Origin of the sequence: Hansschlegelia sp. KR7-227 (assembly GCF_049446035.1) — a bacterium.
Classification (GTDB): Bacteria; Pseudomonadota; Alphaproteobacteria; order Rhizobiales; family Methylopilaceae; genus Methylopila.
Genome location: NZ_JBMSEA010000004.1, coordinates 25,338 through 48,876, shown reverse-complemented (window position 1 = coordinate 48,876; position 23,539 = coordinate 25,338). Strand labels below are relative to the sequence as shown.

23 protein-coding genes are annotated in these 23,539 nt (G+C 70.4%); 13 read left to right on the top strand and 10 right to left on the bottom strand.

Annotation, left to right across the window (positions count from 1 at the left end; translation table 11 throughout):
• Positions 1–6: 6 nt before the first annotated feature.
• Both ACO2RJ_RS19695 and ACO2RJ_RS19690 read right to left on the bottom strand, forming a co-directional pair.
• Complete coding sequence (locus tag ACO2RJ_RS19695) at positions 7–990, bottom strand: phosphotransferase enzyme family protein (RefSeq protein ID WP_423269880.1); 984 nt, start codon at positions 988–990, stop codon at positions 7–9.
• A gap of 87 nt (positions 991–1,077) precedes the next feature.
• Positions 1,078–1,839 carry a DeoR/GlpR family DNA-binding transcription regulator gene (locus tag ACO2RJ_RS19690; protein ID WP_423269879.1) on the bottom strand — a complete coding sequence of 254 codons (762 nt, stop codon included), beginning with the start codon at positions 1,837–1,839 and terminating at the stop codon, positions 1,078–1,080.
• On the opposite strand from ACO2RJ_RS19690, the gene ACO2RJ_RS19685 reads away from it, so the two are divergent.
• A complete protein-coding gene (locus ACO2RJ_RS19685; RefSeq protein ID WP_423269878.1) occupies positions 1,838–2,587 on the top strand; it encodes an adenosylcobinamide amidohydrolase in 750 nt (249 codons plus the stop codon). The two genes, ACO2RJ_RS19690 and ACO2RJ_RS19685, sit on opposite strands and share 2 nt — an antisense overlap.
• A gap of 12 nt (positions 2,588–2,599) precedes the next feature.
• Here ACO2RJ_RS19685 and ACO2RJ_RS19680 read toward each other — a convergent pair whose 3' ends face one another.
• The 4 genes from ACO2RJ_RS19680 to ACO2RJ_RS19665 form a co-directional block, all read right to left on the bottom strand.
• Entirely contained in the window at positions 2,600–3,544 is a 945-nt protein-coding gene (locus ACO2RJ_RS19680) for a PDR/VanB family oxidoreductase (RefSeq protein WP_423269877.1), read from the bottom strand.
• The gene (locus ACO2RJ_RS19675; RefSeq protein WP_423269876.1) at positions 3,541–4,164 is read right to left on the bottom strand and encodes an MOSC domain-containing protein; all 624 of its coding nucleotides are present in this window, start codon (positions 4,162–4,164) and stop codon (positions 3,541–3,543) included. Before ACO2RJ_RS19675 ends, ACO2RJ_RS19680 begins: the two co-directional genes overlap by 4 nt.
• A gap of 91 nt (positions 4,165–4,255) precedes the next feature.
• Positions 4,256–5,581 carry an MFS transporter gene (locus ACO2RJ_RS19670; protein ID WP_423269875.1) on the bottom strand — a complete coding sequence of 442 codons (1,326 nt, stop codon included), beginning with the start codon at positions 5,579–5,581 and terminating at the stop codon, positions 4,256–4,258.
• Positions 5,582–5,738: 157 nt separating this feature from the next.
• Positions 5,739–6,362, bottom strand: coding sequence for a helix-turn-helix domain-containing protein (locus ACO2RJ_RS19665; RefSeq protein ID WP_423269874.1), 624 nt, complete (start codon positions 6,360–6,362; stop codon positions 5,739–5,741).
• Positions 6,363–6,410: 48 nt separating this feature from the next.
• On the opposite strand from ACO2RJ_RS19665, the gene ACO2RJ_RS19660 reads away from it, so the two are divergent.
• A complete protein-coding gene (locus ACO2RJ_RS19660; RefSeq protein ID WP_423269873.1) occupies positions 6,411–7,052 on the top strand; it encodes a DJ-1/PfpI family protein in 642 nt (213 codons plus the stop codon).
• 27 nt (positions 7,053–7,079) lie between these two features.
• Here the strand turns inward: ACO2RJ_RS19660 and ACO2RJ_RS19655 are convergent, their stop codons facing one another.
• A complete protein-coding gene (locus ACO2RJ_RS19655; protein WP_423269872.1) occupies positions 7,080–8,450 on the bottom strand; it encodes an FAD-containing oxidoreductase in 1,371 nt (456 codons plus the stop codon).
• The gene (locus ACO2RJ_RS19650; RefSeq protein WP_423269871.1) at positions 8,450–8,911 is read right to left on the bottom strand and encodes a DUF4126 family protein; all 462 of its coding nucleotides are present in this window, start codon (positions 8,909–8,911) and stop codon (positions 8,450–8,452) included. The genes ACO2RJ_RS19655 and ACO2RJ_RS19650 overlap by 1 nt, the downstream gene beginning before the upstream one ends.
• A gap of 126 nt (positions 8,912–9,037) precedes the next feature.
• Here ACO2RJ_RS19650 and osmF point away from each other — a divergent pair, with 126 nt between their 5' ends.
• The 4 genes from osmF to ACO2RJ_RS19630 are packed head-to-tail and all read left to right on the top strand — an operon-like array spanning position 9,038 to position 12,826.
• Positions 9,038–9,946, top strand: a complete 909-nt coding sequence (gene osmF / locus ACO2RJ_RS19645) for a glycine betaine ABC transporter substrate-binding protein OsmF (protein WP_423269870.1) — start codon at positions 9,038–9,040, stop codon at positions 9,944–9,946.
• Complete coding sequence (locus tag ACO2RJ_RS19640) at positions 9,943–11,139, top strand: ABC transporter permease (protein WP_423269965.1); 1,197 nt, start codon at positions 9,943–9,945, stop codon at positions 11,137–11,139. The genes osmF and ACO2RJ_RS19640 overlap by 4 nt, the downstream gene beginning before the upstream one ends.
• A complete protein-coding gene (locus ACO2RJ_RS19635; protein ID WP_423269869.1) occupies positions 11,136–12,077 on the top strand; it encodes an ABC transporter ATP-binding protein in 942 nt (313 codons plus the stop codon). Before ACO2RJ_RS19640 ends, ACO2RJ_RS19635 begins: the two co-directional genes overlap by 4 nt.
• A complete protein-coding gene (locus ACO2RJ_RS19630; RefSeq protein ID WP_423269868.1) occupies positions 12,074–12,826 on the top strand; it encodes an ABC transporter permease in 753 nt (250 codons plus the stop codon). The genes ACO2RJ_RS19635 and ACO2RJ_RS19630 overlap by 4 nt, the downstream gene beginning before the upstream one ends.
• Positions 12,827–12,844: 18 nt before the next feature.
• On the opposite strand, the gene ACO2RJ_RS19625 is transcribed toward ACO2RJ_RS19630, so the two are convergent.
• Positions 12,845–13,900 (bottom strand): YeiH family protein, encoded by a 1,056-nt coding sequence (locus ACO2RJ_RS19625; RefSeq protein ID WP_423269867.1) that lies wholly within the window; start codon positions 13,898–13,900, stop codon positions 12,845–12,847.
• 70 nt (positions 13,901–13,970) lie between these two features.
• Entirely contained in the window at positions 13,971–14,888 is a 918-nt protein-coding gene (locus tag ACO2RJ_RS19620) for a LysR family transcriptional regulator (RefSeq protein ID WP_423269866.1), read from the bottom strand.
• A 330-nt stretch (positions 14,889–15,218) separates the two neighbouring features.
• On the opposite strand from ACO2RJ_RS19620, the gene ACO2RJ_RS19615 reads away from it, so the two are divergent.
• The 7 genes from ACO2RJ_RS19615 to ACO2RJ_RS19585 all read left to right on the top strand — a co-directional run bounded on the left by ACO2RJ_RS19615 (position 15,219) and on the right by ACO2RJ_RS19585 (position 23,429).
• Positions 15,219–16,586 (top strand): MFS transporter, encoded by a 1,368-nt coding sequence (locus ACO2RJ_RS19615; protein WP_423269865.1) that lies wholly within the window; start codon positions 15,219–15,221, stop codon positions 16,584–16,586.
• A 265-nt stretch (positions 16,587–16,851) separates the two neighbouring features.
• The gene (locus ACO2RJ_RS19610; protein WP_423269864.1) at positions 16,852–18,018 is read left to right on the top strand and encodes an LLM class flavin-dependent oxidoreductase; all 1,167 of its coding nucleotides are present in this window, start codon (positions 16,852–16,854) and stop codon (positions 18,016–18,018) included.
• Between the two features lie 38 nt (positions 18,019–18,056).
• Positions 18,057–18,560: a flavin reductase family protein gene (locus tag ACO2RJ_RS19605; RefSeq protein ID WP_423269863.1), complete on the top strand. Its 504-nt coding sequence runs from the start codon at positions 18,057–18,059 to the stop codon at positions 18,558–18,560.
• Positions 18,557–19,759 (top strand): CaiB/BaiF CoA transferase family protein, encoded by a 1,203-nt coding sequence (locus ACO2RJ_RS19600; RefSeq protein WP_423269862.1) that lies wholly within the window; start codon positions 18,557–18,559, stop codon positions 19,757–19,759. Before ACO2RJ_RS19605 ends, ACO2RJ_RS19600 begins: the two co-directional genes overlap by 4 nt.
• Positions 19,726–20,472 (top strand): enoyl-CoA hydratase/isomerase family protein, encoded by a 747-nt coding sequence (locus tag ACO2RJ_RS19595; protein WP_423269861.1) that lies wholly within the window; start codon positions 19,726–19,728, stop codon positions 20,470–20,472. Before ACO2RJ_RS19600 ends, ACO2RJ_RS19595 begins: the two co-directional genes overlap by 34 nt.
• The gene (locus ACO2RJ_RS19590) at positions 20,456–21,409 is read left to right on the top strand and encodes a DMT family transporter (protein WP_423269860.1); all 954 of its coding nucleotides are present in this window, start codon (positions 20,456–20,458) and stop codon (positions 21,407–21,409) included. Before ACO2RJ_RS19595 ends, ACO2RJ_RS19590 begins: the two co-directional genes overlap by 17 nt.
• Before the next feature lie 220 nt (positions 21,410–21,629).
• Positions 21,630–23,429 (top strand): SulP family inorganic anion transporter, encoded by a 1,800-nt coding sequence (locus ACO2RJ_RS19585; RefSeq protein WP_423269859.1) that lies wholly within the window; start codon positions 21,630–21,632, stop codon positions 23,427–23,429.
• The last annotated feature ends 110 nt before the right edge of the window (positions 23,430–23,539 follow it).

The following is a 23,539-nucleotide window of genomic DNA, read 5'->3' as shown; positions in this document are numbered from 1 at the left end:
TGCTCCTCAACCGCGCTGCGCGAGATGGCGTTCCGCGAGCTCGATCGTGCCCTGCGTGAAGGGTACGCCCATCGCCTGGGCGGTCGGCGTCTCCGCATGCGAGGCGATCCAGGCGGTCAGCTGCATGCGGCGCAGCATCAGGAAGGTCGGCAGCATCCGGACGTCCTTCGCGAGCACGGGCGCCACGGACGCGTAGCCGTTGAGCCAGGCCTCCTCGAGGTCCGGAATGAACGGCTCGTGCTCCATGAAGCTCACGGCGGCGACGAAATCGTACATGAACCAGCTGAAGCCGCAGTCGTCGAAGTCGATGACGGCGAGGCGGTCTCCGTCGACCAGAAGATTGGCGGGGCGGAGATCGGCATGGATCAGGCCAAAGGTCTCCGGAGAGGCGCCATAGGCGCCGACCTCGCGCCGCAGGAGGTCCGCGACGCGCTCCAGAACGGCGCGCCCCGCCGGGTCCAGCCCGAGCGCCGAGCGCCAGTCGCCCCAGAGCGGCCGATCGCCGATGATGGCGTCGAAATCCCACGTCTTGCGGCGGAAGCCGGGTCCGGGGGTCCAGCCGCGGACATGGGCGTGCAGCCGGGCGGTGATTTCGCCCAGAACGCGGTACCAGGAGGCGAGATTTTCGCCGGGCTCCGGTTCGCGGCCGGCCATGAATTCGAAGGCGGCGACGTAGCGGAGGCTGCCCTCGTCGTCGAAGGCTCCGAGCAGTTCGCCGTTCGCCATGCGGATGGGCTCAGGCGTCGCGGCCACCCCGTCGGCGCGCAGCGCGGCGATCCAGGCGAGCTCGGAGCGGATCTCCTCGAGCGAATGATAATCGGGCCGGTGGACGCGGAAGACGACCGGCCCGCCCTTGTCGCGGTCCGCGAGGAACGTCGCGTTTTCGGAGATGGTCAGCAGACGGAGCGGCGAGTCCGGGGCTAGCCCCCAACGCGGCAGGGCTTCGCGCAACCGCAACTCCAGCCGGGCGAGAAATCCGTCGTCGTACATAACGTCTTCCCGTCAGACCGACGACGACACATCCCACGCCGATGTGGCGAATGCAACATCGGCGTGGCTCATCTCCCACACCCGGAATCAGGCCGCGACCACCTCCACACGGCAGCGGTCCAGCGCCTCGGCGAGCGCGCCCCGCGGCGGCTCGTCGGTCACGAGGGCCGCGAGTTCGCGCCAGGACGCGTAGCGCGCGGCGAACATCCGATCGAACTTCGAATGATCGGCGACGACCATGGTCTCCGCGGCGCGGGAGGCGATCGTCCGGTAGACGGCGGCGATCTCGACCAGGGCGTCGGTCGGCCCCTCGCCCGTCACCCCGCTGGCGCCGATGATCGCGTGATCGGCGGAAAACTCGCCGAGGAAGCGTGACGTGTGCGCCCCCACCGTCGCGCCCTCGCTCGCCAGACAGACGCCGGGGGCCATGATGACCGTGATGGTCGGATTGACCGCCAGCGCCGCGGCCGCGCTGAAGGAATGCGTGATGACGGTCAAGCCCTTATGGTCGGCGGCGATGCGGCGGGCGACATGGGTGGTGGTCGCGCCCGAGCCGATCATGATCAGGCCGCCGGGCTTCAGACGGGCGGAGGCCGCGCGCGCGATGCGTTCGCGCTCCGCGACGAAAAGGGTATGCCGTTCGCCGACGGCGGGCTCCGTGCTCAGCGTCCTCACCGCCCCGCCATAGGTGCGGTTGATGAGGCGCTGCTGGGTCAGTTCGTCGAGATCGCGCCGGATGGTCTCGGTCGAAACGCCGAGATGGGCGGCGAGCTCCGCGACGCGGAGGCTCGGCGTGCGGGTGATCTGGCTGAGAATTTCGGAATGGCGGAAGGACTTGGAGGGTTTCATGCCGGACGCGTCGCAAGAGCAGGCGCCGGACGATAGCACGCCGGGCGCGGCGGCGCGGCTCAGGCGGACGGACCTGCCGGCGGCCGGCCGCCTGTTCGAGGTCCGATGCGCGCCCCCGCTTCTCGTGGCGTCGTTCGACCGGCCGCAGACGTTTCTGAGCTGGGCGCTCGCGCGGCCGGGCCGTCAGGCCGGGCGGCGCGTCGCCTGGCTCGAGGTCCGCGACGCGGACCTGCCGATCGGCCTTGATCCCGCCGCCCCGCTCGCGGCCCGGCTCGACGCCGATGGTCTCCGCGACGCGGTCGCCATGATGACGTCGCGCGACGTGCGAAAGCGCAAGGGGGCTTTCGCGGCGGCGGGAACGGTCTCCGCGCAGAGTCTCGCGACGACCGGCCTCTCGAACGCCGCGCGGGTCGGCGCCCCGTCGCGGACGTCGCCGCGCCTGGGCACGATCAACGTCCTCGCCGCCGTCTCCGTGGCGTTGTCGGACGCCGCGCTGATCGAGGCCGTCTCGATCGCGGCCGAGGCGCGCACCGCCGCCGTCATGGACGCGGGCTGGCCCGCGGCCGGAGGCGTCGTCACCGGAACCGGCACCGACTGCATCGTGGTCGCGGCGCCCGCCGACGGGGAGCGCGCAGCGTTCGCCGGACTGCACACGGACATAGGCCAGGCGCTCGGTTCGGCGGTCTATCAGGCCGTGCACGCCGGCGCGACGGAATGGGTCGCCGAGCAGCGCGACAAGAGCGGCTGAGCGGCGCCGGCCTCAAAGGTCGAGCGTCACCGACACCCGGGCGCGGGAGACGCAGGGCGCGATGTGATCCTGCCGGGCCGCGACCGAGATCGCCGCGTCCCGGTGGATGACGACGCCCTCGCTGTAGCCGCAGACGCAGGAGCCGCAGACCCCGAGCTCGCAGGAGGACGGCATCGTGATCCCGTGGTCGCGCAGCACGTCGAGCAGCGAACGATCCGCCGGCACGTGCAGCACCTCGCCGGTCGAGGCGAGTTTGGCGTCGAAGGGCTCCGGCTTGAAGTTCTCGTCGAGCGTCGCCTGGAAGGCCTCGGCGTGGACGAGATCCTCGGGCCAGCCGAGATCCGCGGTCGCGCCGCGCACGGCGTCGAGCAGCCGCTGCGGCCCGCAGACATAGAGGCAGGACGCCGCGCCCGGCGGACCGATCAGGGAGGCGTCGAACCGGCGCCCCTCTGCGGAGAACCAGGTCGTCAGGCGGTCCCCGCAGATCGCCCGAAGCTCCGCGAGCATGGGCGCGTCCGTCTCGGACGGCGCGCAGAAATGAACGGCGAAATCCGCGCCCCGCTCGGCGAGCCGCCGCGTCATCGCAAGGACCGGCGTCACGCCGATGCCGCCGACGACGAAGATATGGCGCTCCGCCGTCTGAAGCGGAAAGTTGTTGCGCGGCGCGGAAACGTGGACGATCGCGCCAGGCTTGAGCGTCTCATGGGCCCAGCGCGAGGCCCCGCGTCCTGCGTCCTCGCGCTTCACGGCGATCTCATAGGCGCCGCGGTCGCGGGGATCGCCGCAGAGCGAATATTGCCGGATCTTGCCGTCCGGCAGGCGCAGATCGACATGCGCGCCCGGCTCCCAGGCGGGAAGCTCGGGCTTCAGCGGATGGACCAGCCTCAGATGCATCACCTTCGGCGTGGTGAGCCGCGCGGCCTCGACGCGCAGCTTCATGATGATGCGGGCGGTCACGGGGCGGCGTCGTCCAGAAGCTCGATGGCGTCGCCCGGCCGGATGACTCCGCCGCGCTCGATGCCGCAGTTCAGCCCGGAGCGGTTGTAGAGCGGCAGGAACACCGGCGAGCCCAGCAGCTCCTCCAGATATTTGCAGGGGAAGTTGAGCCGCCCTCCCCGCAGGATGACCTCGCCGACCCGGAATCGCCGGCCGACGAGATGGTTCAGCGGCACGCCGCGGACGGTGAGATTGCGACGATGATCGCCCGGCGCGAGCGCGATCGCGCCCTGCTGGAGCGGCGGGTCGTTGCGGGCGAGCGCGTCGAGCGCCTCCTGCTCGATCAGCGTCACCTCGCGCGTGTCCGGCTTCGGCGAATAGGTGCCGGCGCCCTCGAAATAGCGGTCGCCGACGATGCCGCGGCCGGCGACGCATTCGGCCTCCGCCAGTTCCTCCATCTCGTAGCTCGCGGCCGGCGCCACATGAATGTGGAGCAGGACGCCGCGGAAGCCGGTCGCCCCGCCCGCGACGCCGCGGGCGACAGACCCCGCCGCGTGCTCGAAGGCCTCCACCATCTTCGGAGCCGTCCGGTCCGGCGGCGCTTCGCCGATGACGTCGCCCCGCGTTTCGTCGTCCCTCATGCTGTTCTCCCGGCGGCCTCCCGCCGCCTCGTGTCCTTTAAGCCCTGCGCGCGCCGGAGGATCGTCCGGCGCGGCGCCCCGTCAACCCGCGTCAGGCGCGGGCGATGTCGAGATCGCGTGTCTCCTTCGCCGCAAGCGTCGCCGCAAGGGTGATCAGCGCCAGCGCGATGAGATAGAGCGCGATCGGCCACGGCGCCCCCGCCCAGGCGAGCAGGCCGGTCGCGATCATCGGCGCGAAGCCGCCGGAGATCGCGGCCGCGATCTGGCAGCCGAGCGAGGCGCCGCTGTAGCGCACCCGCGTCCCGAACAGCTCCGGCAGGAACGCCGCCTGGGGCCCGAACATGGTGCCGTGGGTCAGGCTCATGATGACCGCGATCGAGATCACCACGATCGTCGGGTCGCGGGTCTCGAGCAGCGGAAAGACGACCAGCGCGCAGACGATGCTGATCGCCGCCCCGCCGAGATACATCGGCCGCCGCCCGATCTTGTCCGACATCCAGCCGAACAGCGGCAGCGTGCCGAGCTCGAGCACGGCTCCGAGCAGGATGGCGTAGAGGATGAGACTGCGCGGCAGGCCGAGCGTGCCGGTGGCGTAGACGATCGCGAACACCGTCAGCACATACACCCATGCGACCTCCGACACCTTCAGCCCGACCGCCGTCAGGAAGGTGCGCGGCTGCTTCATGATCACGTCGAGGATCGGCATGCGGGCGACCGTGTCGGTCTTCTTGACCTCGGCGAAGGCCGGCGTTTCGACCAGCTTGAGCCGCACGAACAGGCCGACGCCGATCAGGATCACGCTCAGCAGGAAGGGCAGCCGCCAGCCCCACGACAGGAAGTCCTCAGGCGGCAGCATCGTCAGCAGAAGAAAGGTCGCGGTCGACAGCGCGACGCCGGCGGGGAAGCCGACCTGCACCAGGCTGCCGTAGAAGCCGCGCTTCTTCGGCGGGGCGTGCTCGATCACCATCAGCACCGCGCCGCCCCATTCGCCGCCGATGCCGATCCCCTGCAGCAGCCGGAGCGCGACCAGCAGGATCGGCGCCCAGATGCCGATCTGGTCATAGGTCGGCAGCAGGCCGATGAGGAACGTGCCGCCGCCCATGATCAGCATGGTCAAAGTGAGCATGGCCTTGCGGCCGATGCGGTCGCCGAAATGACCGAAGATCGCCCCGCCGACCGGGCGCGCCACGAAGCCGACGGCGTAGGAGGCGAACGCCGCGAGCGTGCCCGCGACCGGATCCATGGTCGGAAAGAACAGCTTGTTGAACACGAGCGCCGCGGCGGTGCCGTAGATCAGGAAGTCGTACCACTCGACGACCGTGCCGAGCACGCTCGCCCACACGATGCGGTTCATGCGGGTCTCGTCGGTCTCGACCCTCGCGGCGCTCAGTCCGTCAGCGGTGGGCGCATCGGTCATTTCCGCCTCCTATCCATCGATAGTGGAAAAATCTCCACTATCCGGGAGGCAAGCGACGTGCCAAATTGCGGCCGCTCAATTTCGACGGGGCGTCGAACGGATCTGGCGCGTTTTCAATCGGAAGGCGCTGGAATCATCGGCGCCGGCGCGATGGGGATCAGCGGGTGCGCGAGCTGTCGATCACCAGGAAATACTGGCAGTCGCCCGGACCGACATTGTCGAAGGCGTGGTCGGCGTCAGCTTCGAAGTACAGGCTGTCGCCTTCGTCGAGGCGAACGGCGCGGTCGCCGACATGCGCCTCCAGCCGGCCTTTCAGGACGTAGATGTACTCGGAAACGCCGCGCCGATGGGCCACGAAACGCCCCGTGCCCCCGCCGGGCGGCAGCGTGTTCAGCACCCAGTCGATGCCGCGCCCGGGCAGGACGGGCGAGATGCAGCGTCTCAGGAACCCGGACTCGCCGTCCCGCAGGATCGGCTGGCGATCCGCGGGGATGACCAGGATCTCCCGTTCCGTCGGCGCCGCCATGAGGCGCGAGAACGTCACGCCGAGCGCTTCGGCGAGCCGCGACAGCACGGTGGTGGAGGGGACGGCCTCGGCGCGCTCCACTTTCGAGATCATCGACCGGCTGACCCCCGACAGCGCCGCGAGCCCTTCCAGCGACAGTCCGCGGTCCTTCCGGTGCCGGCGCAGCTCGGCCGCGAGGACCTCGACCTGCCGGCGCTCGGCCGGCTCCGGCCGGTCGTCCAGGCTGACATCGATGTCGTCGCGTCGGATGCTCATGCAGGGCACATGCAACGAGACGCGCCAACCGATCAAGAGGAGCACGCCATGCGCGACCGCGAAGCCGCAGCCCGCATAGGGATCATCCTTTACGACACGGTCGAGCCGATCGACGTCGGCGGCACGGTCGGGGTGATCTCGATGGCGCGCCGCATCCTGCCAAACCTTTCGGACGCGGTGATCGCGCGCGAGGCGGGACCGGTGCGGCTCGCCGGCGGGCTCGTCGTCGAAGCGCCCTATGGCCTCGACGACGCGCCGGACTGCGACGTGTTCGTGGTGTGCGGCGGCGCCGGCTGGCCCGAGGCCTCGCGCGATCCGCGGTTGATCGCCTTCCTCAAGTCGCAGCCGGCCGAGCGGCTCGCCTCGGTCTGCACAGGGGCGATGATCCTCGCGGCTTCGGGCGCGCTCGACGGGCGCACCGCCACGACGCGCCGCAACGCGGCGGGCGCCGAGCCCAAAGCGCCGCTCGGCCTCATCGCCGGTGTCGCGAACGGCGCGACCCCGGTCGCCGCGGCGGTGGCGGACGACGTCGTCGTGACCGGCGGCGGCGTCTCGCTCGCGATCGACGCGACGCTCTACCTCATCGGCAAGCTCTACGGAACGGACGCGCGCGACGACGTCGCCCGGCTGATCGAATATGATCGCGCCTTCGCCGCCAACGAAGCGGCGCTGGGGCATGTCGCGGCGTAGGGCTTTTTGGCCGGCGAAGCGCCTGGCTCAGGCCGGCGGCTTGAGGTCGCCCATCAGCGTCGGGAACAGCTCGGCGACGGTCGGATGGATCGGCGTCGTGCGCCGAATCTCGTCCGCGGTCATCCCGCCCTGGATGGCGTAGAGCAGGCCGTGGATCGCCTCGTCGCCGCCGACGCCCAGCACAGCCGCTCCGAGGATCAGGTCGGTCTCGGCGTCGACCACCGCCTTCATGAAGCCCTTAGTCTCGCCCTTCTCCCGCGCGCGGCCCACCCGGTTCATCGGCCGGGTCGCGACCTTGTAAGGCCGGCCGCTCGCACGCGCCTGCGCCTCGGTGAGCCCGACGCGGCCCAGCGGCGGGTCGGTGTAGAGGGCGTAGACCGGAAACCGGTCGCTGATCCGGCGGTCGTCGCCGTCGAGGAGGTTCGCCGCGACGATCTCGAAATCATTGTAGGCGGTGTGCGTGAAGGCCCCGCGGCCGTTGCAGTCGCCGAGCGCCCAGACGCCCTCGACATTCGTCTTCAGCTCATCGTCGACGATCACGTAGCCGCGCTCGTCGGTCGCGACCCCCGCTTTGTCGAGCCCGAGATCGTCGGTGTTCGGACGCCGGCCGACCGCGAGCAGCACGTGGCTGCCGGTCTCCACCGATCCGTCGCCGAGGACGACGGCGACCTCGTCGCCCTGCCGTTCGAAGCTCAGGCGGCCGGCGTCGAGACGGACCTCCACCCCCTCATCCTCCAGAAACGCCTGCACCGCCCCGGACACTTCCTCGTCCTCGCGGGCGATGAGGCGCGGCGCGGTCTCGATCACCGCGACCTCGGCGCCGAAGCGGCGGAACATCTGGGCGAATTCGAGCCCGATATAGCTGCCGCCGATCACGAGGAGTCGACGCGGCACGCTCTCGAGGTCGAGAATGGAGCTGTTGGTGAGGTAGCCGGTCTCCGACAGGCCGGGCATCTCGGGGACGGCCGCCCGGCCGCCGACGTTCAGGAAGATGTGCGGCGCCGTGAGGAGCTCGTCGCCCACCGCGACCTCATGAGGCGACGCGAAGCGCGCGTGGCCGCGCAGGAGGGTGACGCCGTCCGTGCCTTCGAGCCAGGTTTCGTTGTTGCGGCGGGACTGGCCCGCGATCTCGTCCTTGCGCGCCTTGATCCGCGCCATGTCGATCGTGACCGATCCGCCGACCCCAACGCCGTATTCGCCGGCGCGCCGGGCGAGATGGGCGGCGTAGGCGCTCGCGACCATCGCCTTGGTCGGCGTGCAGCCGACATTGACGCAGGTTCCGCCGACGAGATGGCGCTCGACGATCGCGACCGACCAGCCGGCCCCCGCCAATCGCGCCGCAAGCGACGGGCCGGCCTGTCCGGCGCCGATGACGATCGCGTCGAAGCGCGTCGCCATCAGAGCGAAGCCACGATCGCCAGGGCTCCCAGAACCGCGACCGCGTCCTCGATCACCGCGGCCGGCATATCCTTGCCGAAGGCTGCGGCGAGCCGCCCGCGCGCCGCCGCGCCGCCGAGCGTTCCGGCCACCGCGCCGACCACGCCCGCGATCCCCCCGCCGATGAGCGACCCGCCCGCGACGCCGAGCGCGGCGCCGCTGATCGCGCCGGTGACGATGCGCGCTCCGAACTGCTGCGGGACCTTCCGGCTGGGCGTGTTGGGCAGCTTGTCGGCGACCAGTTCCGCCAGCGCCAGAACGGTCAGCACATAGGGAATCCAGCCATAGCCCAGCAGCCCCAGCCAGGACCACGACAGATCGAGCCATCCGAAATGCGCGGCCCAGCCGACGGCGACCGGCGCCGTCATCGCGCGAAGGCCCGCGACCGCTCCGATCAGAAGCGCGGCGATGAAGAAGCCCATGTGATCGTTCCCCCTCGGCGCATCGTGGCCGCGCGGCGGCCGGCGTCAAGCGTGAACACGCAGGGCCGCCGCGTGTTTTTCGGCGAAGGAGCGGTATGATCCCCGCCAGGAGAAGGATCGCCCGCCGTGAAATGGATCTCCGCTTTGGCGGTCGCGGCCTGTCTCGCCTTCGCGACCGCCGCGGCCGCGCGGCCGATCGTGGTCGCGTCGAAGAGCGACACCGAAGGCGCGGTGCTCGGCTACATGATCCTGCTCGCGCTCGAACATGCGGGCGTGCCGACGCGCGACCGGGTGCAGCTGGGCGGCACGGCGGTGGTCCGCACGGCCCTGCTCGCCGGCGAGATCGACGTCTATCCCGAATACACCGGCAACGCGGCGAGCTTCTTCCGCCGCGAGGGCGACGCGGTTTGGAAGGACGCAGGCCGGGCTTACGCGGAGGCCCGCCGCCTCGATTACGAGGCGAACCGCGTCGTCTGGCTGGCGCCCTCCCCTGCGGACAACTCCTGGGGCGTGGCGGTCCGGCGGGACGTCGCCGAGCCGAACCGGCTGCGCAGCTTCTCCGATTTCGGCCGATGGGTGAGCGCCGGCGGCCGGGCGCGCCTCGCCGCCTCCGCGGAGTTCGTGCATTCCCCGTCCGCCCTTCCCGCCTTCGAGGCGACCTATGGCTTCCGGCTGAGATCGGACCAGATCGTCAGCCTCGCCGGCGGCGACACGGCGGCGACCCTCTCGGCGGCCGCCAAGGGCGTCAGCGGCGTCAACGCCGCGATGGTGTACGGCACCGACGGCGGCATCCCGTTCTCCGGTCTCGTGCTGCTCGAGGACGACAAGCGCGTCCAGCCGGTCTACCAGCCGGCTCCGACCGTCCGCCAGGCCGCGCTCGACGCCGAACCGCGCATCGCCGACGCTCTGCTTCCGGTGTTTTCGGGGCTCGACCTCGTCACCCTTCAAGGGCTCAATGGCCGCGTGCAGGTCGGCGGCGAGCCCGCGCGGACGGTGGCGGAATCCTATCTGCGGTCGAAGGGGTATCTGAGATAGCCCACAGCCCAGCCCTTTCGGTCGACGCGCCGAGCGCGGAGCGCAGACGCCGCGTCGACCGACTCGGCGCAGCCGTCGTCACCCTCGCCGCGATCGGCCTCGCCGCCGGCCCCTTCGCCACGCTGCGCCCAAACCGCATTCTCGACGGGACGCCGATCGGCCTGTTCGACGCCCTGCCGCGCGACGTCGCGGCGGCCGTCGCGGCCGTGGTCGCCGCTGCGGCCTGCGTCGCGCTGCTACGCACGGGCGCAGGCGCACGGCTCACGGCGGGGGCGGCGGCGCTGGCGGCGCTGGTCGCGGCGGTCGGGCGCGCGCCGGGCCACCTCGTCGCGCCGGGCGACGTGTTCGGCCGGGTCGGGCCGGGCTGGGGCTGGTGGCTCGCGGCGCTCGCCTTCGCCCTGCTCGCCGGCGACGCGCTGACGCGGCTGCGAATCGGGCCGGGGGCGCGCGTCATGGCCCTCGGGATCGCGGGCCTCGCCGCGGCCGGGCTGATCGCCGGCGGCGCGATCGACGATCTCTCGATCATGAAGGAATACGCCAGCCGGCCGGCGGCGTTCTGGGCGGAGGGGCGCACGCATGCCGCGCTCGCCTTCGGCGCGGTGGCGGCCGCGCTTTCGATCGGCGTCCCGCTCGGCCTCGCCTGCCACCGATGGAGCCGCCTGGCGACGCCGACCGTCGCGGCGCTGAGCGCGCTGCAGACGATCCCGTCGATCGCGCTGTTCGCGCTGCTGATCGCGCCGCTCGGCTGGATCGCCGCCCATGTTCCCGGCGCCGCGGCGATCGGCGTCGCGGGCGTCGGCGCGGCGCCCGCCTTCGTCGCGCTGACGCTTTACGCCCTGCTTCCGGTCGCTTCGAGCGTGATCGGGGGGCTCGCCGGCGCGCCCGACGACACGCTCGACGCCGCGCGCGGGACCGGCATGACGGAGCGCCAGATCCTGACCTCGATCAAGGCGCCGCTGGCGGCGCCGGTCTTTCTCGCGGGCCTGCGCGTCGTGACGGTCCAGACCATCGGCCTCGCCACTGTGGCGGCGCTGATCGGCGGCGGCGGCTTCGGGACGTTCGTGTTCCAGGGCGTCGGGCAGACCGCGATCGACCTCGTCCTGCTGGGCGCGGCGCCCACGGTCGCCATGGCGCTCGCGGCCTCCGTGCTGCTCGACGCGGCCGCCGAAGCGGCTGGCGGGCGGCCGCGATGATCCGGCTCGAGCGCCTCACCAAGCTCTACGGCGCGACGGCGGTGGTCGACGACGTCTCGCTCGAGGTCGCCGAGGGCGCGCTGCTCGCCATCGTCGGCGGCTCCGGCTCCGGCAAGTCGACGCTGCTTCGAATGGTCAACCGGCTGGTCGAGCCGAGCGGCGGCCGCGTGTTCCTTGCAGGCGAGGACACGGCCGCGATCGAGCCGCATCTTCTTCGCCGCCGCATCGGCTACGTGTTGCAAAATCACGGCCTGTTTCCCCATCGCACGGTCGCCGAAAACGTGGCGACGACCCCGCGCCTGCTCGGATGGGACAAGGCGAGGATCGCGGCGCGGGTCGACGAACTGCTCGCTCTGTTCGGGCTCGACCCCGCGATCTACGGGCGCCGCCGCCCGCATGAGCTGTCGGGCGGCGAACAGCAGCGGGTCGGCGTCGCCCGCGCGCTGGCGGCCGAGCCGCGGGTGCTGCTGATGGACGAGCCCTTCGGCGCGCTCGATCCCGTCGTCCGGGCCAAGGCGCAGGCCGATCTCGCCGCGGTGCGGCGCAGGCTCGGCGTGACCGTCATGCTGGTCACCCACGACATGGAGGAGGCGGCGCGACTAGGCGACGTCATCGCCGTGCTGGAGCGCGGCCGCCTGCTCCAGTCGGACGCGCCCGCCGAGATCATCGGCCGGCCGGCGACCCCGTTCGTGTCGGGGCTGGTCAGCGACGCCGAGCGGCCGTTCCGGCTGCTGGCCCTGCGCCCCGTGACCGCGGTCCTTGAGCCCGGCACGACCGAAGGTCCGCCAATCGCCGCGGACGCCGACCTGCGGCAGGCGCTCGCGGCGTTGATCTGGTCGGGGCGCTCCGCGGCGCCGGTCGCCGGCCCGGACGGCGCGGAGCTCGGCGTCGTACGCCTGGCGCGCCTGCTCGAAGCGGGCGCGGACGACGCTGCGTGAGCGCGGCGGGATTGACCATCCGGGTGGCGGCGGCCGCCCTGCTCGCGACGTTTCTGGTCGCGCCGGACCTGTTCGAACCGTTGCTGCGTCCGCTCGCGCCGGCCGGCGCTCCGGCGGTCTACGTCCAGTCGAGCCTCGCCGAACTCGCGGCCATCCATCTCGGCCTGACGGCGCTCGCGACGCTGGCGTCGGCGGTCGTCGCCCTGGCGCTCGCGACCTTCGTGACGCGGCCGGCGGGCGCGGAGTTCCTTCCGCTGTCGCGCAGCCTCGTCAATGTCGGCCAGACGTTCCCCCCGGTCGCGGTGCTCGCCGTCATGGTCCCCGCGGTCGGCTTCGGCGAGGCGCCCACGCTGATCGCCTTGTTCGTCTATGGCCTCCTGCCGATCTTCGAGAACGCCCTGGCCGGCCTGACGGCGACTCCGCGTTCCGTGCTCGACGCCGCCCGCGCCACGGGCATGACCGCACGGCAGGCCTTCCTCGAGGTCGAGCTGCCGCTCGCCCTCCCCGCGATCCTGGCCGGCGTGCGGCTGTCCGCCGTGATCGGACTGGCCACCGCGACGATCGGCTCGACGGTTGCGGCGAGGACGCTCGGCGAGGTCGTGATCGCAGGGCTCGCGTCGAGCAACACGGCCTATGTGGCGCAAGGCGCGGCGGCGATCGCCGCGCTCGCGATGCTGATCTCCGACGGCTTCGGCGTCGTCGAGCGTCAGGCGGCGCGTCGGCTTGGCCCGTCTCCGAGCGCCGCGTGAACGAGCGACTGCGGGCCGTCAGCTCGTCAGCTTCACGAGGATCAGGCTGAACGACGCGATGAAGAGGAAGGACGCGAGCCCGAGGAGCAGGGGGCGCACGCCTTTGGCCGTCAGCTTCCGGACGTCCGCGCTCAGTCCCATCGCGGCGAGCGCGACCGACAGCAGGAAGGCGGTCAGCCCGGCGACCGCCGCACGCGCCTCGGGCCCGATGTCGACCGCGCTGTTGAAGAGAATGATCGCGACGAAGCCGAGCACGAACCACGGCATGGGCGCCTTGCCGCCCTCCCCGCCGCTCCGTCCGCGGGCCATCAGCCCGAGCGAGACCACGACCGGCGCGAGCAGGATGATCCGCGACAGCTTCGCGACCGTGCCGAACTCTCCCGCCTCATGGCCCTGCGCGAAGGACGCCGCGACGACCTGCGCGATTTCGTGGATCGAGGCGCCGGTCCACAGCCCGTAGGCCTGCGCGTCGAGCCCGAGGGCGCCGGGCAGGACAGGATACAGCACCATGGCCGCCGAGCCGAACAACGTGACGCAGGCGATCGCGTAGGCGACGTCCTCGTCGCTGCCGCGCGTCACCGTGTTGGTCGCGATGACGGCGGACGCGCCGCAGATCGACGTCCCGGCCGCGATCAGCTGCGTGAGCTTGGCGTCGACGCCCATCAGGCGCCCGATCCAGGTCGTGAAGAGAAAGGTCGCGACCAGCGTGAGCGCGATCACGGCGACGCCGGCGGCGCCGATCTCCGCCGCCTGCGACAGCGTCAGCTGGAAGCCGAGCAGGATGATCGCAAACCGCAGGACGCGGCGGAGCGCGAAGGCCACGCCGGGCGCGGCGGGCGCCGCCACGCCGAAGGCGTTGCGCACGAACAGCCCGACAAGGATCGCGAGCGCCATCGGACTGAGCGCCGAGACGCCCGGGATCCCGCGCAGGGCGTAGGCCGCGGCGGCGACGGCGCCCGCCAGGCCAAGGCCCGGCCAGAGATCTCCGACCGCCCGCCTGAGCCTCCCGCCGCCCCCGCGGGACGCGAGGACCGGCGCGGCGCGCCCTTCCAATTCGTTTGCAGCCAGCGACATGATCCACCTCCGCAGTCAGAGATGGCGGTGAGCAAACGTTCGTTCAAATTGATTGTTTATCTCATATTGTTCACTTCTTACGATTGTTTTTCTCTGGCGGGGCAGGCGCGTCGATGAAGGTGCTCACTTCCACCGCGGTCTCGGCGATCGCCTCCTGGAGCCCGGCAAGCCTGCGATTCTTGTAGACCGCGGCGAACGGAATGACGGGCGGGCTCGGCCGGGCGTCGAGGAGTTTCAGCGTTCCGTCGGCGAGCTCCCTTGCGTAGCAGGAGGGCGGCAGAAGGCTGATCCCGACGCTCGCCGCCGTGAGCGTCGCGAGCACCGTCATGCTGTTGCAGAGATCGGGCCTCTGGGTCGATCCGCTCCGCGCGAGCCAGCTCGACACCGTGTCGAAATGATAGGAGTTCTCGCCGAGCGAGAGGATCCTGAGATCGGCGAAGTCGGCCGCCGACAGCGGACGGGGCGGGGCGACGAATTCGCCGCCGGCCATCCACTCGAACTGGACGGAGCCGAGCGGCCGCACGACGTAGCCGGGATCGAACGACGCGCCCGGAATGAGGGCGATGTCGAGATCGCCGCTCTGGAGCCGGCTTCTGAGCGGGGCCGTCAGCGCGATGTCAAGCTCGAGCGTGATCTTCGGGCAGCGCTCGTGCAGCGCTTTCGCAAGCAGAGGCAGCCAGGTCATCGCGACCAACTCGGCGACGCCGACGCGGACGACGCCCGACAGCCCTTCGCGCGGACCGATCTGCTGCCGGATCTCCGCGTCCAGCGCGAGCGCGCGCTCGGCGTAGGACACGAGCTCCCGGCCCTTCGCGGTCAAGGTCGCCTTGCGCTGGCTGCGGTCGAACAGGGCGGCGCGCAGGTCCTGCTCCAGCTCCTGGATCCGGGCCGACACCGTGGATTGCGTCGCGTTCAGCTTGGCCGCCGCAGCCGCGAAGCTGCCCAGCCTCACGATCTCGAGGAAGGTCTGCAATTGCCGGAAATTCATCGCATGCGGGCCCTTTGATCGATTTTATCGAAGACGCTCGATCGAAAACAATCGGTTTCCGCGGATATTATCGCCGCATAGGCTTTCGGCCAGCCGGACGCATCCATGATCCGGCCACAAGAAAAGCACTGCAGCCTTTCCGCAGACCATCGGAGAGCGCTCGCGCCGCCCCCTCTCGGGGCGTGGCGAAAGAGCGCCGTGATCGCGGCACCGTCGTACAGAGCGACGGTCCGTCATCCGACAGGCGGAGAGGCGTCGGGGATTTGGAAACGACAGTCCCGCAAGGGACGAAGGGAGGACATGATGGCTGCTCAGTCGGGAACGGCTGCCTTGAGCGACGCCGAGATCGGGCGTCACGCCCGCCGCGCGGTGATCGCGTCGACCATCGGCACGATGATCGAATGGTATGATTTCTACCTCTACGGCCTGGCGGCGGCGCTGGTCTTCGGAAAGCTCTATTTTCCTTCGCAGGACCCCTATTCGGCGACCCTGCTCGCCTTCTCGACCTTCTTCCTCGGCTTCGTGGCGCGTCCTGTGGGCGCTGTCATCTTCGGACATTTCGGCGACCGGATCGGCCGCAAGGGCACGCTGGTCGCGACCCTGCTGCTGATGGGCATCAGCACGGTCTGCATCGGTCTGGTGCCGACCTACGAGCAGATCGGCGTCTGGGGCGCGGTGGCGCTCACCGTCCTGCGCATGCTTCAGGGCATCGGCGTCGGCGGCGAGTGGGGCGGCGCGATCGCCGTCGCGACGGAATGGTCGAAGTTCGACAAGAGGCGCGGGCTCGCCGCGAGCTGGCCCCAGTTCGGCTCGCCGCTCGGCATGCTGCTCGCGGTCGCCGCGATCACCTTCACGTCCTGGGCCGGGTCTCCGGAATGGTTCGAGACGATCGGCTGGCGCATCCCGTTCCTGATCAGCGCTCTGCTCATCGGCGTCGGGCTTTACATCCGGCTCGGCGTGCTGGAGACGCCGGTGTTCAAGGAGATGCAGGAGAAGAACGAGGTCGCCAAGGCTCCGGTCGTCGACGCCATCCGCGGCTACTGGCGGCAGATCCTGCTGACCTGCCTGATCCGCACAGGCCAGCAGGCGCCCTTCGTGCTGTTCACCACCTTCCTCCTGTCCTACGGCACGAAGAATCTCGGGCTCGAAAAGCCGTTCCTGTTCAACTGCGTGCTGGCGGCGGCGGCTTTGTCGCTCTTCACGACGCCGTTCTTCGGCTACCTGTCGGACCGCATCGGCCGCAAGCGCATGTATCTGATCGGCGCCTTCACGATGATGGCGTTCGCCTTCCCCTACTTCTGGATGCTCGACACCAAGATCCCGATGCTGATCGTGTTCGCGGTGCTGATCTCTCTGCCGATCCACGACATGCAATACGCTCCGCAGGCCGCCTTCATCGCGGAAAGCTTCCCGCCGAGCGTGCGCTACTCGGGTTCGTCGATCGGCTATCAGCTGGCGTCGATCACCTCGGGGGGCCCGGCCCCGATGATCGCGGCCTATCTGCTGCACACCTATGGAACGTCGTCCGCGATCGCGGCCTATCTCGCCTTCATCGCGGCGATCAGCTTCGTCTCGGCGATGTTCCTCAGGGACCGGTCGAAGGAAGACTACACGACCAACGAAGGCTGGGCGCGCGGGGAGGCTCTCGCCTCCGGCGGCGCGGTTCCCGTCCCGGCGCCGGTCTCAGCGAGACCGTAGGGGGCAGGCTTCCGCTCCCCGTAGCGGGGGGCGGAAGCCGCAGGCGGGATGGTCGGCGGTCGCCCCCGCCGGCCGTCCCGCATCCTTTCGAGCCGGCTGGACGGCGAGAGCTCATCGATTTTCTCGACGATATCTGATCGAAAAGTCTCGTTTTCAATCGAAATAATCGACGTATAGCGTTGTTGCACGCTGAAGCGGCCCAGGACGGGCCCAAAGAAAAACGCCGCGGCGGCACAGCCTTCGCGCACAGATTTGGGAGAGCGAGATGCTGGATCGAACCCGCGGCGCCGACGCCGAACTGTCCCCGCTGGAGGACGCCAAGCGCAACCCGCTGATGCTCGGACTGTTCCTGCCGATCCAGTCCGGCGCGTGGAGCCCGTCGACGGCCCCGCGCGAGACCTCCTCGACCTTCGATTACAACGCCCGCTGCACGGTCATGGCGGAGCAGCTCGGCTTCGACCTCGTCTTCGGCCTCGCGCAATGGATGGGCAAGGGCGGCTACGGCGGAGAGATGAAGTTCCGCGAGATGGCGACCGACCCTCTGCTGGTCACCGCCGGCCTCGCCGCGATCACCAAACGCATCCTGCTCGTCTCCACCGTCCACATCCTCTACGGCTGGCATCCTCTCCATCTCGCCAAATTCGGCGCCACCATCTCCGAGATGAGCGGCGGCCGCTGGGGCCTGAACATGGTCACCGGCTACAAGAAGAGCGAGTTCGAGATGTTCGGGCTCGACCAGATCGAGCACGACCAGCGCTACGTCATGGCCGACGAGTTCGTCACCATGCTCGAGCGGCTCTGGTCGGAGGACGAGAACCTGACGATCGACGGCCGCTTCTGGAAGATGAAGGACGCTTTCATCGCGCCGAAGCCGGCCGGGGGCAAATGCATCCTGGTCAACGCGTCGTCGTCCGGGGCCGGCCTCGCTTACGCCGTCAAGCACTCCGACTTGATCTTCGTGACCAGCCCCGCCGGCGCCAATCTCGACAAGGCCTGCGAGGCGCTGCCGCCGCACACCGCGAAGATCAAGGCGGCCGCCCAGGAGATCGGGCGCGACGTCCGCACGCTGATCAACCCGCATGTCATCTGCCGGGAGACCGAGGCTGAAGCCTGGGCGCAGTACGACGCGATCCTGAAGCACGCGGACCCGGTCGCCGCTCAGAACTTCTACCAGACCTTCACCGGCGGCGATCAGACGTCCTGGAAGGCCGCGACCAAGGAGCAGTGGACCATCGGCGGCAACGTCCACATCGTCGGCACGCCGGAGCAGGTGGTCGACGGCTTCAAGCGCCTCAAGGCCGCCGGCTGCGACGGCGTGCAGGTCAATTTCTACGACTTCCTGCCGGACCTGAAGTTCTTCGGCGAGCGCGTGCTGCCGCTGATGCGCGAGGCGGGGCTTCGCGTCGAGACGCCGCTCGCCGCCGCCGCTTGACCGAATCCGCGTCACCCTCTGTCAGGAGGACCAACACCATGTGCGTTTCCGCTATGATCACAGCGACCGAACTCCGCTCCTTCGCCGGCCATTTCGCGACGGGCGTCGCCGTCGTGACCACCCAGAGCCCCGAGGGCGAGCTTTGCGGCGTCACGATCAACGCCGTCACCTCGCTGTCGCTCGATCCGCCGCTGTTCCTGATCTGCCTCGACCACAAGTCGAACACGCTCGGTGCCCTGCTCGCGAGCGGCCATTTCGGGCTTCATTTCCTGTCGCGCGACCAGACGGAAATCTCTAAGGTCTTCGCCTCAAAGCGCGCCGACAAGTTCGAGCAGGTCGAGCACTCGATCGGCGACAGCGGCAGCCCGCTGATCAGCGGCGTGCTGGCCGCGGCCGAGTGCAAGCTGTCGGAGATTTGCCCCGGCGGCGACCACACGATCATCATCGGCGAGGTCGAGAAAGTGCATGTGCACGGCGGCGAGCCGCTGCTGTTCCACCGCGGCGCCTACGCCGCGCTCGAAGGCGAAAGGATGGTTGCGTGAGCGTTCACGACGCATTGCCGGCGAAGCCGCTCGAGGGCCTCAGGGTCCTCGAATTCGCGCAGATCGCCGCCGGTCCGTTCACCGGCTGCCTGCTCGCCGATCTCGGCGCGGACGTCGTGAAGGTGGAGCGCCCCGACGGCGGCGACGGCATGCGCGGCTGGCCGCCGCTGCATGTCGGCGAGGACGGCGAGGACGTGTTCAGCGGCAACTTCACCTCGGTCAACCGCAACAAGCGCTCGGTCGCGCTCGACATCAAGGACAAGGCCGACCTCGCCAAGCTCTATGCGCTGGTCGAGAACGCGGACATCTTCATCGAGAATTTCCGCCCAGGCGCGATGCAGCGCGCGGGCCTCGGCTACGACCAGCTCAAGGCGCGCAACCCGCGTCTGATCTACTGCTCGATCACCGGCTACGGCCAGACCGGCCCCTACGCCCTGAAGGGCGCCTTCGACGTCACCGTCCAGGCCATGAGCGGCCTCATGAGCGTGACCGGCGAAGAGGACGGCCCGCCCGTCAAATGCGGCGTGCCGGTCGGCGACTTCGTGACCGGGCTCTACGCCGCCTATGTGATCCTCGCCGCCGTGATGCGGGCCCGCGCGACGGGCAAGGGCGCGCAGATCGACTGCTCGATCCTCGGCTCGCTGCTCGGCATCTCCGCGCTGCAGACGAGCGAGTATTTCGGCACCGGCAAGGCGCCGCGCAGGCTCGGCTCCGCGCATCCGCGCAACGCGCCCTACGCCGGCTTCCAGGGCTCCGACAAACCCTTCACGATCGCGGCCGGCAACGACAAGCTCTGGCGCGACACCTGCGCGATCGTCGGCCGGCCCGACCTGCCGGACGATCCGCGCTTCGCGACCCAGTCGCTGCGCGCGAAGAACCAGGACGAGCTCGCCGCGATCCTGCAGCCGATCTTCTCGACCCGCACTTCGGCGGAATGGCTCGTGGAGTTCGACGCCAAGGGCGTCCCCTGCGCGCCGATCAACGACTTCGCCGAGATTCTGGCGGACCCCCATGTCCGCGAAGCGGGGTGGGTGCAGCCGATGACGATGCCGAACGGGGCGACCGCCGAGACGGTGGGGTTCCCCATCGCCCTCACCGACTACGCATTCGAGATCACGCGCCAGCCCCCGAGGCTCGGCGAGCACAATGACGAGGTACTGAGCGAATGGACGGAACGCCGCTACGCGAAGGCCCTCTGAGGGTCGGATCCGCCGCGGACGGCGCGCTCAGGACGCTCACGCTCACGCGTCCCGACAAGGCGAACGCCCTCGACGCGGCGAGCGTCGAGGCGCTGACGCAGGCCCTTCAAGGCGCGGTCGCCGAGGGCAAGCCGGTCGCCGTCACGGGCGAGGGCCGCGCCTTCTCGGGCGGCTTCGACTTCACCGGCGTCGAGGAGCAGAGCGGGGGCGACCTGCTGCTGCGCTTCGTGCGCATCGAAGCGCTCCTGCAGGAGGTGCGGCACGCCCCCGTCGTCACCGTCGCGCTCGTCGGGGGGGCCGCGTTCGGCGCGGGCGCCGATCTGGCTGCGGCTTGCGCCTACCGACTCGGCTCGCCCGAGGCCAAGTTCCGCTTCCCCGGCTTCCGTTTCGGGGTCGCGCTCGGCACGCGCAGGCTCGCGAGCGTCGTCGGTCCGGACGCCGCCCGCGCGATCCTGCTCGAGAACAAGACGGTCGGCGCGGAGGAGGCGCTGAAGCTCGGCCTGCTCACGCATCTCGTCGAGCGCGCCGACCTGCTGTCGACGGCCGAAACCCTGCTCGCCGCGCACAAGGGCATGGCGCCCGCCTCGACCGCTCGTCTGCTGGCCCTGACCGCGCCCGACACGCGCGACGCCGACATGGCCGATCTCGTGCGCTCGCTCGCCCCCGAGGGACTGCATGAGCGCATCGCGGCCTATCGTGCCGGACACCGCTGAGGCGACGCGGGCTCTTCGCCTGTCCCCGAAGACGACGGCGGCGACGTCCGTGCCCGGCCGGCGCGCCGGCGTCGCCTGCCTGCTCGCCGCGACAATCGGCTGGGGCCTGAACTGGCCGATCATCAAGCTGCTGCTCGAAGACTGGCCGCCGCTGTTCGCGCGCGGCACGGCCGGCATGGTCGCCGCCTGCGGGCTCGCGCTGCTGGCGGCCGTCCGCGGCGAAAGCCTCGCCGTGCCGCGCGACGCGATCGCTCCGCTTCTGTGGGCGGCCTTCACCAACGTCTTCGCCTTCATGGGCTTTTCGGCGCTCGCGCTGCTCTGGCTGTCCGCCGGCGAGGGCGCGCTGCTGGTCTACACCATGCCGGTCTGGGCGACGCTGCTCGCCTGGCCGGTCCTTGGGGAACGTCCGAGCGGCCGGGCGCTGATCGCGCTCGTCCTGTGCCTTGCAGGGGTCGCGACGCTGTTTGCGGGCGGCGTCTCCCTGATCGATCACGCCAAGCTGCCCGGCGTCGCCTTCGCGCTCGCCGCCGCCGTGCTGTTCGCCTCCGGCGCCGTGACCTCGAAACGCGCGCTCGCGCTTCCCCCCGTCGCGGCGACCGCCTGGCAGGTCGCGCTCGGCTGCGCGCCGATGGTGGCCGCCGGCCTCCTCTTCGAGCGTCCGGACGTCGCCGGCCTCACCGCGGTCGGATTGGCCGCCTGGACCTATATGGTCGTCGCGCCCATGGCGCTCTGCTACCTCGCATGGTTCGGCGCGATCCGCCGCCTGTCGCCGGCCACCGCGGCCACCGGATCCCTGCTCGTGCCCGTCGTCGGCGTGCTTGCGGCCGCGCCTATACTCGGCGAGCCGATCACCGGCCGAGTCCTTGTGGCTCTCGCGCTCGTGGTCTCGGGCGTCGCCCTCGTCGTGAGCCGACCGAAGCCGGCCGGACCTTCGTAAGGCCTCCGGACGGGCGCGGCGCAAGTTGAAGTCTATCTCTCGATAGCCTCTTTCAAACGTAGATTCGGGCCCAGATCTTGGTGGATGTTGCGCAGATCTGCGAAATTGACGCTTCTGTTCCGGGCCCCCTCGGTCTAGACGTCCGCGATCCTGACCGCCGCAACCCTATGACGCCATGACCTTCGAACGCATGAGACTGACGTCGGGATGGCCCCGCACGGTGACCGCGAGGACCGTGCGGGCCGACGCGCTCGCCGGCCTGCTGGGCGCGTTGCTGGTCCTGCCGCAGGGCATCGCCTTCGCCACGCTCGCGGGGCTGCCGCCGCAATACGGCATCTTCAGCGCCATCGTGCCGACCATCGTCGCGGCGACCTTCGGCTCGAGCCTCCACGTCGTCTCCGGCCCGACCAACGCCAATTCGCTGGCGATCTTCGCGGCGATCACGCCGCTCGCCGCCGCGGGCAGCCCCGACTACATCGCGCTGGCGCTCGCCGTCACCATCATGGTCGGGATCATCCAGCTCTCGGTCGGAGCCTTTCGCCTCGGCAGCCTGACGGACTTCCTGTCGCCGTCGGCGCTGCTCGGCTTCACCAGCGGGGCGGCGACGCTGATCGCCTGCTACGCCCTGCCCGCCTTTCTCGGCGTCACCCTCAGGAACCCGCACGGGCCGTTCGGCGAAGTCGCTGCGATCTTCATGCGGCACGCCGCGGAGATAAACCCGTCGGCCGCGGCGGTCGCGGCGGCGACCCTCGCCGCGACCCTCGGGGCCCGCGCGATCTCGCGGCGTTCGCCGTTCATGCTGATCGGGCTCGCCGTCGGCTGGGCCGTGTCGGAAGCGCTGGCGCTGTGGCCGGCGGCGCCCCCGGTCGCGGTGGTCGGAGCGATCCCGGCCCCGCTGCCCGCCTTCGCGATCCCCATGCCTCCTCTCGAGGCGCTACCCAATCTCGTGCCGGTCGCCTGCGCGCTCGCGGTGATCGCGCTCGGCCAGTCCGTCTCGATCGCCAAGGCCGTCGCGGGCCGATCGGGCCAACGGATCGACGTCAACCGGGAGTTCATCGGCCAGGGCCTGTCCAACATCGCGGGCGGCTTCTTCTCCTCCTATTTGTCCTGCGGCTCGCTGAACCGCTCGGTCCCCAATCTCGAGGCCGGCGCGCGCACGCCGCTGGCGGCGATCCTCTCGGCCCTGTTCCTCATCGCGCTGGTGGCCGTGGCCACGCCCGTGCTGCGGCAGATCCCGACGGCGGCGATCGCGGCGCTTCTGATCTACACGGCCTGGAGCCTGCTCGACGCCCGCCGCTTCGTCGAGATCGCCCGCATCAGCCGCATCGAGTTCGCGATCGCCGCGACGACGTTCACGGCCATGCTCTTCGTGCCGTTCCACGTCGCCATTATGGTCGGCGCGGGCTTTTCGCTGGTCGCCTATCTCTACCGGACGTCGCGCCCTCACATCCACGCCCTCGCGCCCGACCGCTCGACCAAGGTCGGCCGGTTCACCGCGGTCGACAACCTCTCCGATCCCGTGGAATGTCCGCAGCTCAAGCTGCTGCGCATCGAGGGCGCGACCTATTTCGGCGCGGCGCAGTATGTCGGCGACCGGCTGCACGAGTTGCGCCTGCGCTCGCCCGGACAGAAGCACCTGCTCATCATGGCGAAGAGCATGAACTTCATCGACATCGCCGGCGCCGAACTCTGGGAGCTCGAAGCGACGCGGCGCCGGCTGATGGGCGGCGACCTGTACTTCCACCGTCCCCGCCAGGCTGTGCTGGACGTATGGGAGAAGACCCGCTTCGTCGACCGGCTCGGCCGCGACCACATCTTCGATTCGAAGACCGACGCGATCGCGACGATCTACCAACGGCTCGACCCGAAGATCTGCGCGACGTGCACGGCGCGGATCTTCAAGGAGTGCGGCCCCGCGCCGGCGGCGCCGGTCGCGCGCGAGCCCGGCCGGGCCGAGGCGCGGGCCGTCTCGCCCGCGGCGGCCGCCGCCCTCCCCGCCGCCGATCCCGCGCGCAGCTGACCGAACGTCGTCCGGATCGCGCCGCCTGAAGTCGCGCGGCGCCCGTGGCGCCGGGCCTAAGCCTTTGATCACTCGATCATTTCAACGTCTATAAGCGTCAGCCTATCGCC